The organism is Flavobacterium zhairuonense (assembly GCF_004352915.1).
GTDB lineage: Bacteria > Bacteroidota > Bacteroidia > Flavobacteriales > Flavobacteriaceae > Flavobacterium > Flavobacterium zhairuonense.
In genome coordinates this window covers 665069-677507 of sequence record NZ_SJSY01000076.1, presented here as the reverse complement: position 1 = coordinate 677507, position 12439 = coordinate 665069, and the positions used below count along the sequence as shown (strand labels likewise).

At 33.6% G+C, this 12439-nt stretch carries 11 protein-coding genes; 9 read left to right on the top strand and 2 right to left on the bottom strand.

Going from position 1 to position 12439, the window contains the following annotated elements:
- Positions 1-6: 6 nt before the first annotated feature.
- The 7 genes from EYY60_RS21860 (at position 7) to argH (ending at position 7892) form a co-directional block, all read left to right on the top strand.
- Complete coding sequence (locus EYY60_RS21860; protein WP_132991392.1) at positions 7-1140, top strand: aspartate aminotransferase family protein; 1134 nt, start codon at positions 7-9, stop codon at positions 1138-1140.
- 82 nt (positions 1141-1222) lie between these two features.
- Positions 1223-2416: a glutamate-5-semialdehyde dehydrogenase gene (locus EYY60_RS21855; protein ID WP_132991391.1), complete on the top strand. Its 1194-nt coding sequence runs from the start codon at positions 1223-1225 to the stop codon at positions 2414-2416.
- A gap of 163 nt (positions 2417-2579) precedes the next feature.
- Positions 2580-3341, top strand: coding sequence for a glutamate 5-kinase (gene proB / locus EYY60_RS21850; protein ID WP_132991390.1), 762 nt, complete (start codon positions 2580-2582; stop codon positions 3339-3341).
- Between the two features lie 72 nt (positions 3342-3413).
- Positions 3414-4361 (top strand): N-acetylornithine carbamoyltransferase, encoded by a 948-nt coding sequence (locus EYY60_RS21845; RefSeq protein ID WP_132991389.1) that lies wholly within the window; start codon positions 3414-3416, stop codon positions 4359-4361.
- A 97-nt stretch (positions 4362-4458) separates the two neighbouring features.
- Complete coding sequence (gene argB / locus EYY60_RS21840) at positions 4459-5232, top strand: acetylglutamate kinase (RefSeq protein WP_132991388.1); 774 nt, start codon at positions 4459-4461, stop codon at positions 5230-5232.
- Between the two features lie 247 nt (positions 5233-5479).
- Complete coding sequence (locus tag EYY60_RS21835; protein WP_132991387.1) at positions 5480-6550, top strand: M20 family metallo-hydrolase; 1071 nt, start codon at positions 5480-5482, stop codon at positions 6548-6550.
- A gap of 61 nt (positions 6551-6611) precedes the next feature.
- On the top strand, positions 6612-7892 hold the full coding sequence (gene argH / locus EYY60_RS21830; protein WP_132991386.1) for an argininosuccinate lyase: 1281 nt from the start codon (positions 6612-6614) through the stop codon (positions 7890-7892).
- A gap of 82 nt (positions 7893-7974) precedes the next feature.
- Here argH and EYY60_RS21825 read toward each other — a convergent pair whose 3' ends face one another.
- Positions 7975-9294 (bottom strand): T9SS type A sorting domain-containing protein, encoded by a 1320-nt coding sequence (locus tag EYY60_RS21825; RefSeq protein ID WP_132991385.1) that lies wholly within the window; start codon positions 9292-9294, stop codon positions 7975-7977.
- Positions 9295-9547: 253 nt separating this feature from the next.
- Here EYY60_RS21825 and EYY60_RS21820 point away from each other — a divergent pair, with 253 nt between their 5' ends.
- Both EYY60_RS21820 and EYY60_RS21815 read left to right on the top strand, forming a co-directional pair.
- Complete coding sequence (locus EYY60_RS21820) at positions 9548-10546, top strand: DUF2157 domain-containing protein (RefSeq protein ID WP_132991384.1); 999 nt, start codon at positions 9548-9550, stop codon at positions 10544-10546.
- Positions 10543-11709 carry a hypothetical protein gene (locus EYY60_RS21815; RefSeq protein WP_132991383.1) on the top strand — a complete coding sequence of 389 codons (1167 nt, stop codon included), beginning with the start codon at positions 10543-10545 and terminating at the stop codon, positions 11707-11709. The genes EYY60_RS21820 and EYY60_RS21815 overlap by 4 nt, the downstream gene beginning before the upstream one ends.
- A 160-nt stretch (positions 11710-11869) precedes the next feature.
- On the opposite strand, the gene ytxJ is transcribed toward EYY60_RS21815, so the two are convergent.
- Complete coding sequence (gene ytxJ / locus EYY60_RS21810) at positions 11870-12259, bottom strand: bacillithiol system redox-active protein YtxJ (protein ID WP_132991382.1); 390 nt, start codon at positions 12257-12259, stop codon at positions 11870-11872.
- Positions 12260-12439 lie beyond the last annotated feature (180 nt).

Below are 12439 nucleotides of genomic sequence, written 5' to 3'. Positions count from 1 at the left end.
GAAAAGATGAACTTATTCAACGTTTACCCATTATACGACATAACTCCAGTAAAAGCAGTAGATTGTACAATTATTGATGACAAAGGAGTAGAATATTTAGATTTATACAGCGGACACGGTGTGATTTCTATCGGACACACACAGCCGGATTATGTAGCTAAACTTAAAAATCAGATAGATAATTTAGGTTTCTATTCTAATGCTATTCAAAACCCTTTACAGGTGGAACTGGCTCAGAAATTAGGAAAACTTTCTGGTCTTGAGGATTACGAATTATTTTTATGCAGTTCTGGAGCTGAAGCAAACGAAAATGCTTTAAAATTAGCTTCTTTCCATAACGGAAAATCAAGAGTCGTAGCTTTTCACAATTCTTTCCACGGAAGAACTTCTGCGGCAGTTGCGGTTACAGATAATAAAAAGATTGTTGCTCCAATAAATGCGCAACAAGTAGTTACTTTTTTACCTTTAAACCAAATCGAATTGGTTGAAGCTGAACTGGCTAAAGGTGATGTTACAGCAGTAATTATCGAAGGAATTCAAGGAGTTGGAGGTTTAGATCAAGGAACAACTGAATTTTTCCAGGCTTTAGAAAAAGTATGTAAAAAACATGATGTTGTTTTGATTTTAGACGAAGTGCAATCTGGATACGGAAGAAGCGGGAAATTCTTCGCTTTCCAACACCACGGAATCAATGCTGATATTATTTCAGTTGCAAAAGGAATGGGGAACGGTTTCCCAGTTGGAGCGATTTTGATTTCTCCAAAATTCGAAGCTAGTTTCGGATTATTAGGAACTACTTTCGGCGGAAGCCATTTATCTTGTGCAGCAGGAATTGCAGTTTTAGATGTAATTGAAAAACTAGATTTACAAAAGAATGTAAATGAAGTTTACGAATATTTCTTAGAAAAAATCAAAGAAGTTGACGGAATCAAACAAGTAAAAGGAAAAGGCTTAATGCTTGGAGTGGAATTTGATTTTGATGTAGCAGCTTTAAGAAAGAAATTAATCATCGAAAAACACATTTTTACAGGTAGCGCGAACAATAAAAATCTGTTAAGAATTTTACCGCCTTTAACTGTCAAAAAAGCTGATATCGATACGTTTGTAAAAGCTTTAAAAGAAAGTTTGGAAGAACTTTAATCGTTTAATCGTTAATTCGTTTAATCGATTAACCGGTTAAACGAATTAACGATTAAACCAACTAACCAATTAAACCAAAAAAATGAAACCATTATCAATTGAAACACGCAATGCGGTTTTGCGGACTATGGCAAAGCTGGTCGAGCAGGAGCGGAATGAGATAATCTTGACTAATCAGGAAGATTTATCAGATTACGATGGCTCAGATTTAGCGATGGAAGAACGCTTAAAAGTCGATGATAAAAAAGTTGACGAAATGATTTTATCGTTAAATCAGTTAGCTTCTCAGGAAGATCCCATTGGCGTTGAGCGTTTTCATTTTACACATGATAATGGAATAAAAGTGGTGAATAAAACCGCTGCTTTCGGAACGATTTTAATTATTTACGAATCGCGTCCAGATGTTACAATAGAAGCGGGTGGAATCGCTTTTAAATCTGGAAATAAGATTTTATTAAAAGGAGGAAAAGAGTCTTTAAAATCAAACTTGAAAATCGTAAGTCTTTGGCATAAAGCTTTAGAAGAAAACGAAGTTTCAAAAGATTGGGTAGAGTATCTGAATTACAACCGAACAGAAACTCAAGCTTTCTTAGAAAAACCAACTCAAAAAGTTGATTTAATAGTTCCAAGAGGCGGAGAAAAGCTAATTGAGTTTGTAAAAGCACACGCAACTTGTCCCGTAATCGTAAGCGGACGAGGAAATAATTTTGTTTACGTTCATGAAAAAGCAGATACTGATTTGGCTCTAAAAGTGATTTTGAATGCTAAAACATCTAAAATTTCGGCTTGTAATGCTTTGGATAAAGTTTTAATCGATTCGAAATTGCCAAACTTTGAAGGTTTTGTTGCAATGTTGATAGAAGCTTTAATGGAAGCAAAAGTGGAAGTTATTGTAGATAAATCATTAGAGAATTTCGAAAATACTAAAACAATTGAAAACGAAGATATTTGGTATGAAGAGTTCTTAGATTACAAAATCGTAATCGGAACCATAGATTCTCAAGAGCATGCCATTAATATGATCAATAAATACTGCGGAGGACATTCTGCAGCAATTATAACTAGAGATGATGAAGTTGCACAGCAGTTTATGGAATCGATCGATGCTGCTGCAGTTTATCAAAATGCCTCAACCCGTTTTACAGACGGCGGACAATTTGGTCTTGGTGGAGAATTAGCAATCAGTACCGATAAATTACACCAAAGAGGCCCAATTGGTTTACAGCATTTGGTAACAAACAAATGGTACGTTTACGGAGAAGGACAGATTAGATAATTGTAGATTTTAGAGTTCAGATTTTAGATTATTGGAATTTGGAATTTATTTATTGGAATTTAATTATAGATAAAGCTTTGCGAACTTAGCGTTTGTAAGCACAAAGTATATCAAAAACCTTGCGCACTTTGCGGTTAAAAAAAATCGCAGCAAAACAACAACAATGGGTAAGAAACGGATTTTATTAAAAATAGGAAGTAATACTTTAACCAAAGAAACCAATCATATTTCGCGGGGAAAGATTGAAGACCTTGGAATTCAGATTGCAGCTTTAAACGACGAATATGAGTTTATCATAGTGAGTTCAGGAGCAATTGCGGCAGCAAAACAATTTGTGAAGTTGGATAATCAAGATAAAGATGTTTTTGTAAAGCAAGCTTTAGCTTCTATCGGACAGCCTCATTTAATGCGGATTTACAATGAAAATTTTAAGGATTTAGGATTAAATACTTCTCAGTGTTTGCTTTCTTATTCTGATTTCGAAAAAGAGCAGACCAAAAAGAACATAGTAAATACCATTAATGTATTAGTTAAAAACAATTACATTCCGATTATCAATGAAAATGATACCGTTGCCACAGATGAGATTCGGTTTGGAGATAATGATAAATTAGCGGCTTTAACAGCGGTTCTTTTAAATGTTGATATTCTGATAATTGCCACTAATACAAACGGAATTTACACCAAAGAATCAATTCACAATGAAAATCCGGAAACGATAAAATTGGTAAATGATTTAAAATCGCTCGAAAAAGAAATCGGCGAATCGAAATCATCACACGGAACAGGAGGAATGCAATCTAAAATAGAAGCAGCGGCAATTTCAAAAGCGGCAAACATCGAAACCTGGATTGTAAATGGGCTGAATGATAATTTTATTTTGAAGGCATTAAACGACGAAATTCCGTTTACTAAAATAATCTAATGAGTCAATTAGATAATGACAGAATTATCTAATTTTCTAATTATCACATTATCTAAATTAAAAAGAAAACAAATGAACTATATTTCAATAAAAGATATCAACTCATTATCAAAATGGGTAAAACAAGCGATTAAAATCAAAAAAAATCCGCTTAAAAATCAGAGTTTAGGAAAGAACAAAACTTTGGGAATGTTATTCTTCAATCCGAGTTTAAGAACACGTTTGAGTACTCAAAAAGCAGCTTTAAACTTAGGAATGAACGTTATGGTAATGAACTTTACCAACGAAGGATGGACATTAGAATTCGAAGATGGAGCTGTGATGAATTCTGGTGCTTCAGAACATATCAAAGAAGCAGCAGAAGTAGTTTCTCAATATTGTGATATTATTGCAATCCGTGCTTTTGCAGGTTTGGTTGATAAGGAAAAAGATTATCAAGAAACTGTAATTTCAGGATTTTTGAAATATGCTACAGTGCCAATCGTAAATATGGAAAGTGCTGTTCGTCACCCATTACAGTCTTTGGCAGATGCTATTACGATGGAAGAATTCAAGACAAAGCATAAACCAAAAGTGGTTCTTTCTTGGGCACCACATCCAAAAGCGTTACCTCAGGCAGTAGCCAATTCTTTCGTAGAAATGATGCAAATGCAAAAAGATATGGATTTTGTAATAACACATCCAGAAGGTTATGAATTAAGTCCAGAAATTACACAAGATTGTACAATCGAATATGATCAAAACAAAGCTTTCGAAAATGCCGATTTCGTTTACGTAAAAAACTGGAGTAATTTCAACGATTACGGAAAAGTAACCAACAGCGATCCAAATTGGACTGTTACAGCTGAAAAAATGGCTTTAACCAACAATGGAAAATTCATGCACTGTCTTCCAGTTCGTCGTAACGTAATCGTTAGCGACGAAGTCCTAGACGGAGAAAACTCAATCGTAATCGAGCAGGCAAATAACAGAACGTATTCGGCACAATTAGTTTTACAAAAGATTCTTAAAAAAATATAATTTTTTTAAAGTTGCTAAGATTCTAAGCTACTAAGATGCTAAGAAACTTTGCACATAAAAAACTTAGTAACTTAGAATCTCAGAAACTTAGAATCTTATGAAAGTATCAGTAATAAAAATAGGTGGAAACATCATCGATAATCCTGCAGAATTAGAACAATTTTTAACCGATTTTTCTAAAATTGAAGGTTATAAAGTTTTAGTTCACGGTGGTGGAAAATCGGCTACAAAAATGGCGCAGAGTATTGGTTTGGTTCCGCAGATGATTGACGGACGCCGAATTACAGATGCTCCAATGCTTGATGTTGTCGTGATGATTTACGCAGGACAAATCAACAAGCATATTGTAGCGCAGTTACAGGCGAAAGACAATAACGCAATTGGTTTTTCTGGAGCTGACGGAAATTTAATTCAGTCCACAAAAAGAAATCACCCAACAATTGATTACGGATTTGTAGGCGATGTAAAACAAGTGAATACCAAATTACTGGCAACTTTATTAGAAGCTGGAGTTGTTCCTGTTTTCTGTGCGATTACACACGACAAAAACGGACAATTGTTAAACACCAATGCGGATACCATTGCAAGCGAATTATCAATTGCTTTATCTGAAGTTTTTGACGTTACATTGACATATTGTTTTGAAAAACAAGGTGTTTTAATGGATTCAGAAGACGATTCATCTGTAATTACAGAAATCAACGAAACATTATACAATAAACTAAAAGAAGAAAAAGTAATCCATTCTGGTATGATTCCAAAATTGGATAACTGCTTTAATAGTTTGTCAAGAGGGGTGCAGAAAATCAAAATTGGACATCACAGAATGCTTCAAAATTCAAATATTCCGCATACAACGATTACATTGTAAAAAATGTTGCCACGAATTGACATTAATTTTCTCTGTTAAAAGAGAAAATAATTTTAGATATACATCAAAAAGTTTATTTTGATTTTAAATCTGTGATAAAAAAATAATGTTTGAAAATCCGTGTAATTAGTGGCAAAAAAATAGAGTGCACGAGGTATTTTAAATAAATTTGCGCAAGTAAAAATGGTCAAAGGAAAGCTCAAAAACTTTGTTGCTTTGTCCCTTTGAGCCTTTGAACCTTATTAAAATGAAAAATATAGATACGCTTACCCAAGAAGCAATTAGTTTATTAAAAAGCTTAATCGAAACCCCTTCATTTTCAAGTGAAGAAGATCAGACGGCTCTTTTAATCGAAAATTGGTTCAATCAGAATGAAATTCCTTTCAAGAGAGAAAACAACAATGTGTGGGCTTTCAACAAATATTTCGACGAAAACAAACCAACACTTTTACTAAACTCACATCACGATACAGTAAGACCAAATCAGGCGTATACCAACGATCCTTTTAAAGCGATCGAAAAAGATGGGAAATTATTCGGATTGGGAAGTAATGATGCTGGCGGATGCTTAGTTTCATTACTAGCAACCTTTGTTCATTTCTACGAAAATCAAAACCTTTCTCACAATATTGTAATTGTGGCTTCCGCCGAAGAAGAAAGCAGTGGAAAAAATGGATTAAATAGTGTTTTAAAACATTTACCAGAATTAGATTGCGCGATTGTAGGAGAACCAACTTTAATGCAATTGGCAGTTGCCGAAAAAGGACTTTTAGTTTTAGATGTTAAAGTGAAAGGAACTGCAAGCCATGCCGCACATCAAAATGATGATAATGCTTTATACAAATCAATTCCGGTAATGGAATGGTTTAAGAACTATAAATTCGACAAAATCTCAGACGTTTTGGGTCCTGTAAAAATGACTGTAACACAGATTAATGCCGGAAAACAGCATAATGTAGTGCCATCAGAATGTGATTTAGTAGTTGACATTCGTGTGACTGACCGTTATACAAACGCTGAAATTTTGGAAGTTGTAAAAGCAAATGTAAATGCCGAAGTAACGCCAAGATCCATGCACTTAAACGCTTCGTCTATTCCAATCGCACACGGTCTAGTTCAGGCGGGAATCGCTTTAGGAAGAACAACCTATGGTTCGCCAACACTTTCAGATCAATCCGTTTTGAGCTGTCAGTCTTTAAAATTAGGACCGGGAGAAACATTGCGTTCGCATTCAGCAGACGAATTTATTTTTGTAAATGAAATTGAAGAAGGAGTCGACTTGTATATCAAAATACTAACTGATTTCTTTAAATTATAATTGAAACGAAATTAAACCCGACAGGTTTTTAAAACCTGTCGGGTTTCTAAAAATAGTACCTATGAAACTTTGGGAAAAAGGAATACCAACCGATAAACAAATTGAACAATTCACAGTAGGAAACGATCGTGAACTTGATTTAGTTTTAGCAAAATACGATGCTTTAGGTTCAATCGCGCATGCCAAAATGCTGGGACAGATTGGTTTGTTAACTCAGGAAGAAACGACTTCTTTGGTTGATGCATTAAACGAAATTATTGCAGATATCGTAGTTGGTAATTTCGAAATCGAAGATAGTTTTGAAGATGTTCACTCTAAAATCGAATATCTTTTAACCGTAAAACTTGGCGATGCAGGAAAGAAAATCCACACGGCACGTTCTCGTAACGATCAAGTTTTAGTAGATGTTCATTTGTATTTAAAAGACGAATTAAAAGCCATAAAAGAGCAGGTAAAAACATTGTTTGACTTGTTAATGGAATCGGCAGAAAAACATCAAAATGTATTATTGCCAGGTTACACGCATTTACAAATCGCCATGCCATCGTCATTCGGAATGTGGTTTTCTGCTTATGCTGAAAGCTTGATTGATGATATTACAATGTTGAACGCAGCGTCAAAAATTGTAGACCAGAATCCGTTAGGTTCTGCTGCAGGTTACGGAAGTTCATTTCCAATCAACAGAACATTTACAACAAAAGAATTAGGTTTCGAAACCTTAAAATACAATGCTGTTGCAGCACAAATGAGCCGTGGAAAAGCGGAGAAAACAGTTGCTTTTGGAATGACAAGTGTTGCAGGAACATTGTCAAAATTTGCAATGGACGTTTGTTTGTATATGAGTCAGAATTTCGATTTCATTGGTCTTCCGGCGCATCTTACAACGGGTTCAAGTATTATGCCTCATAAAAAGAATCCAGACGTTTTCGAATTAATCAGAGGAAAATGCAATAAGATTCAGGCGCTTCCTTACGAAATCACATTAATTACAAATAATCTTCCAAGCGGTTATCACAGAGATTTGCAGCTTTTGAAGGAAGGTTTGTTTCCAGCAATTCAGACTTTAAAATCTTGTTTAGATATTGCAATTTTCTCAATTAAAGATATTACAGTAAAAGATCATATTTTAGAAGATAAAAAATATGATTATTTGTTTACGGTTGATACTTTAAACGAAATGGTTGTTGCGGGAATGCCGTTTAGAGATGCTTACAAAGCCGTTGCAGAACAATTGGAAGCAGGAACGTATAAATCTCCAAAAGAAACCAAACATACGCATGAAGGAAGTATCAATAATTTATGCTTAGATGCGATTAAAGATAAAATGAAAGCGGCTTTTTAGTTTTGTTAAATGTGAAAAGTAAGCTGTAAAAAGTAAAAAGGTCATTGATTTATTTCAATGACCTTTTTTTATAAAAAAAACTTTAGTTTTTAATGATCTTAAAAGTTTTTGTTCTGTTTTCAATTTGAATTTTGCAGACATATGCCCCTTTTGCAAGATTTCCAAGATTTAATTCTACCTTTTCATCCGGTGTAATGTTTTTTGATTTTGTAAATACTTTTGCACCATTAGATGAAAATAGGTTTATAGAAGCCTTTCCGTTTTCCAAACTTGAAAATTTGATGTTCAAAATGCTGTCCACAACCGTTGGGTAATAGTCAAGACTTACGTCTAGACTTTTTTTTTCACCCATTCCTAAGTTGTTACAACTTGATGCGATTTTGCCATCGGCGGCTACTTGAAGCGTCGCGCCGGCACCGCAAGAAGTATTAGTAACATAACCCGCAACATCTGACGCAGGAAGTGCAGTATAGGCGTAAGTAGGTTTTGCAACAGCATCGCCATAATCTGCTGGAGCTTTTAAAGAGTTTACAAAGCTAATTCCAACTGTCCCGCCGTCTGTACTGATATAGTTTTTAAATGCAGTTCCGATTTTTGCAAAATCAGTTCCTTCAACATAACAAGTAGAGTTTTTATCACCTCCTCCTAAACCAATTGCCAAAGAGCCAGAAACTGAAGTGTTGTAATAGCAATTCAAAATATGAAGTTCTGTATTTCTTCCTCTCGGCATTCTTTCTTTACATCCTTCGGCCCAATAACAATTTTTAAAAGTGATGCTATAATGTCCGTCAGCTGGAGCATCGCTTTTATTTGAACCAACTAAATCTGAGAATCTATGATCATCGGCTCCGCCGGAACCTCCTGCTTTAGGAGTTTTTAAATATGTGAATTTTGTCCATGAAATAGTCACATTATCAGCAGCTCCTTTATTATCAAAATTGCCATCCATTCCATCTTGAAATTCGCAATGATCAACCCAAAGATTTGTTGCTTCAGAAGTAAGATTGTCGTGACCGTCAACATCATAAGCACCAGGTCCTTCAAAAATTAAATTTCGGATGATGATATTATTTGATCCTGGTTTTATGTTTAAGATTCCAGATCCTGCTGCAGTTTGGTCAGTACTCACTAATCGTGCACCCGGAAGACCAATTATGGTTTTGTCATTAATCAATAGGCTAGTGTAAGTACAATTTATAGTGCCAGAAATCAAAATAACTTGTGGTGTGGTCAGTTTCAGCTTTGCAGTTAAATCTGCTAGAGTTGAAACGGTTACTGGTGTCGCGTTTCCACCTCCAGTTGCATTAGCGCCAAAACCTTCGGGCGCTGTCATATAATAGTTTTGTGCCGAAATAAGATTCGTACTTACTATTAGAAATAGTAAAATTAATTTTGATTTCATTTTTTATGGTAAATTAAGTGGTTTTGTAATGCAAATATATAACAAAATGTAATCGATTACATATTTGTAATTAGTTAAAATTTAAATGATTCTTTTTTAGGAGATTTAATGCGAATACTAATTTTTAAAAGAAGTGAATCTGATTTTTTTATTGGATAGGAATTGTTTTTTTTAGCGAGATTATTTTTACAAGTATAAATTTAATGAATCAAAAAAACACTATTTTTGAAATGCACTTTCAATATAACAGCCTATGAATAAGTTTGACAGCCAGAATACGAAACAGCTTCTGGATAAGAATTTGATCACTGAAAAACAGTATGAAGAAATAACTGCCTACCGTAGTTTAAACATTTTTTCTGTGAATGTAGAATTAAAACTTTTCCTCTATTTGTCTGTTTTGTTGTTTACTTCAGGAATCGGAATCTTGATTTACGAAAATATAGATTCAATAGGGCATATTGCAATCCTATCGATTCTTTTAGTTGTAATTGCAGTTTGCTTTTTCTATTGTTTTAAGAATTCAAAAGGTTTTCAAAAAACAGAAACACAATTTGAACATCCCGTTTTAGAGTATTTGGTTTTATTGGCTAACATTTTGACTTGCATCTTTGTAGGTTATCTGCAATTTCAGTACAAACCATTTGGAGAACATTATGGATTAGCGACATTGATTCCAACAATAATAAGTTTCTTTTGTGCTTATTATTTTGATAATCGAAGCGTTCTTACCATTGCTATTACTGGTTTGGCCGCTTATGTTGGGCTGTCAGTTACGCCGCAGGATTTATTAAAGCACAATAATTTTTACGCCAGTGAAAGTTTGAGTTATTCTGCAGTTATGTTGGGAGTTTTATTGATTCTGTGGACAATTTATAGTAACCGAATTTTATTAAAAACGCATTTCAGTTTAGTTTTTCTAACTTTTGCTTTGCATATTATTAGTATCGCAGCGCTTAGTAATTTACTGCATGATTATGATTTAATATGGATGATTTTTGCTGGTGTTTTAGCGGGTTCGACTTTTTATTTTTATAAATTCAGTTACGAGTTCAAAGCAATGTCATTATATGTTTTTATGATTGTATATGGTTACGTTGGTCTGAATATGTTGTTGTTTAGGTTTTTAGATAATTTTGATTTCTTGGATTTCTGGGAATTGCTTGTTTTTCTACTACCTATTTATTTTATCGGTTCGATTGTAATGTTTGTTAAATTGATTAAAAACTTTCATAAAGAAATTGCAGAATGATAGTGTATAATAAAGAAATATTAGATAATGAAGTTTTAGTTGATGAGGCAAAAGCTTTATACAATGGAGGTTTTATAAGTAAAGAACAAAGGCAATTTATCAAGAAAGAATTACCAGTATTTAAAAGTCAAGAGAATGTTTTAGTTCAAATAGGTTTCTTCTTATTAGGTAGTTTTTTATATAGTTCAATTTGCGGAGCCATTTCTGTTGTTGGCATGAATGCCGAGAATGCTTATTTCGATATTTGCTGTTATATTTTTGCGGCCGTTGGTTTTGCAGGTTCAGAATTTTTAGCGAAACAAAATTATCGTAATCACGGTTTAGATGATGCATTTATTTTAGGTACCATCTTAAATATTGCATTTGCTATTGGAATTTCTACAGAAGCAAATAAATCTGTGATAGCTTTTTTTATGGCAACAGTTGCGCTATTTATGTTTGTGCGATATCTGCATTTGATTTCAATGCTGTTTTTTTGTTTGGCAATTACTGCTTTTTTATTCTTCCAAATGTTTGAATTTGGCGAAATAGGCAAAGCTGTTCTGCCATTTGTGGCAATGATTTTTGCAGCGATTTGTTATTTTTTGACGAGGAAATTAATTGGTAATTTGAGCAAAAGTTATTACTACAACGGACTTTTATTAGCGAATAGTTTTTGTCTGGTATTGTTTTATCTTTCTTGTAATTACTTGGTTGTAAGAGAACTTTCAGCTGAACTTTTAGGAACTGAGTTAAAACCAGGAACCGATATTCCGTTTGCTTTTTTCTTTTACGCCTTTACGTTTATAGCCCCAGTTTTGTATTTGGTTAGAGCTTTAAAAACAAAAGACAGAATTATGTTATGGATAAGCTTTTTAGCAATAGGATTTTCAATCTATACCATTCGATTTTATTACGCTGTTTTGCCTATCGAAGTGGCTTTAACTTTGGGCGGAGTTGTATTATTTGCAATAGCGTATTTCTCAATTAAAAAATTAAAAGAAAAAGAAAGCGGTTTAACATTCAAACCAGATAGAATAAATCATTCAGATGCAATTTTAAACGCAGAAGCTTTAGTTGTAGCTTCAACTTTCGGAATGAAACCAGAAGTAAAACCGCAAGATTCTCCAATGGAATTTGGTGGAGGGGGTTTTAGTGGCGGTGGATCTGGAGAAAGTTTTTAAGTTTAATTATGGGTTATGAGTTATGAGTTGAGCGTTCAGATTGGATTCAAATTTGAGTTAAAGTAAAGAAAGAAAAAGCCTGAAATTGTATTCGACAATTTCAGGCTTTTTAATTTGTAGTCTAAGTTGAGTAATTAACTCATAACTCATAATTTGCAACTTAGATCTTGCTTTTCAATACTTCAGCATCAATATCGCTGTGCGAAACATCATAAACCGCTTTTCCGTTTTTAATTAAAATCAGTTGTGGAGATTCATGATACACGTCAAATTTGCTAGCAATTTCGTTTGAAACATCTCTATGTGCGATTAAATCTAAAAAATAAGCATCAACAACATTTTCAAGATCATATTCTCTTTCAAATTGTTTTAAAGCCATTCGGCTAATACTGCATCTTGTGCTGTGTTTGAAAATAACGACTGGTTTTTCATTTGAAATGGTCTCAATTTCCATTAATTGAAGCGTATCTGTTAATTCGTTCCAGTTTACTTTGCTTTTAGGGACTTCTGAGTTCTCTGAACTTCCGAAGATTGAATTAAAAAAACTCATATTTGGCTTGTTTTATGACTTTTTGACGTGTTAAAATGGTAAAAACATGATTTTATCGGTCATTTTGTCTGTTTTTTTGTTGTGGAATATAATTTGTCTATTCGAATACAAAGTTAAATCATTTGAGTTAAAAATCTAACTCTATAAATCGTAACTTTAATCTTATAAATTTCAAACAGT

Coding starts and splice junctions, on each gene's coding strand:
- EYY60_RS21820 (WP_132991384.1), top strand. CDS start 9,548: ATGAATAAGTTTGACAGCCAGAATACGAAACAGCTTCTGGATAAGAAT.
- argH (WP_132991386.1), top strand. CDS start 6,612: ATGAAACTTTGGGAAAAAGGAATACCAACCGATAAACAAATTGAACAA.
- EYY60_RS21845 (WP_132991389.1), top strand. CDS start 3,414: ATGAACTATATTTCAATAAAAGATATCAACTCATTATCAAAATGGGTA.
- EYY60_RS21855 (WP_132991391.1), top strand. CDS start 1,223: ATGAAACCATTATCAATTGAAACACGCAATGCGGTTTTGCGGACTATG.
- EYY60_RS21835 (WP_132991387.1), top strand. CDS start 5,480: ATGAAAAATATAGATACGCTTACCCAAGAAGCAATTAGTTTATTAAAA.
- ytxJ (WP_132991382.1), bottom strand. CDS start 12,259: ATGAGTTTTTTTAATTCAATCTTCGGAAGTTCAGAGAACTCAGAAGTC.
- proB (WP_132991390.1), top strand. CDS start 2,580: ATGGGTAAGAAACGGATTTTATTAAAAATAGGAAGTAATACTTTAACC.
- EYY60_RS21860 (WP_132991392.1), top strand. CDS start 7: ATGAACTTATTCAACGTTTACCCATTATACGACATAACTCCAGTAAAA.
- EYY60_RS21815 (WP_132991383.1), top strand. CDS start 10,543: ATGATAGTGTATAATAAAGAAATATTAGATAATGAAGTTTTAGTTGAT.
- EYY60_RS21825 (WP_132991385.1), bottom strand. CDS start 9,294: ATGAAATCAAAATTAATTTTACTATTTCTAATAGTAAGTACGAATCTT.
- argB (WP_132991388.1), top strand. CDS start 4,459: ATGAAAGTATCAGTAATAAAAATAGGTGGAAACATCATCGATAATCCT.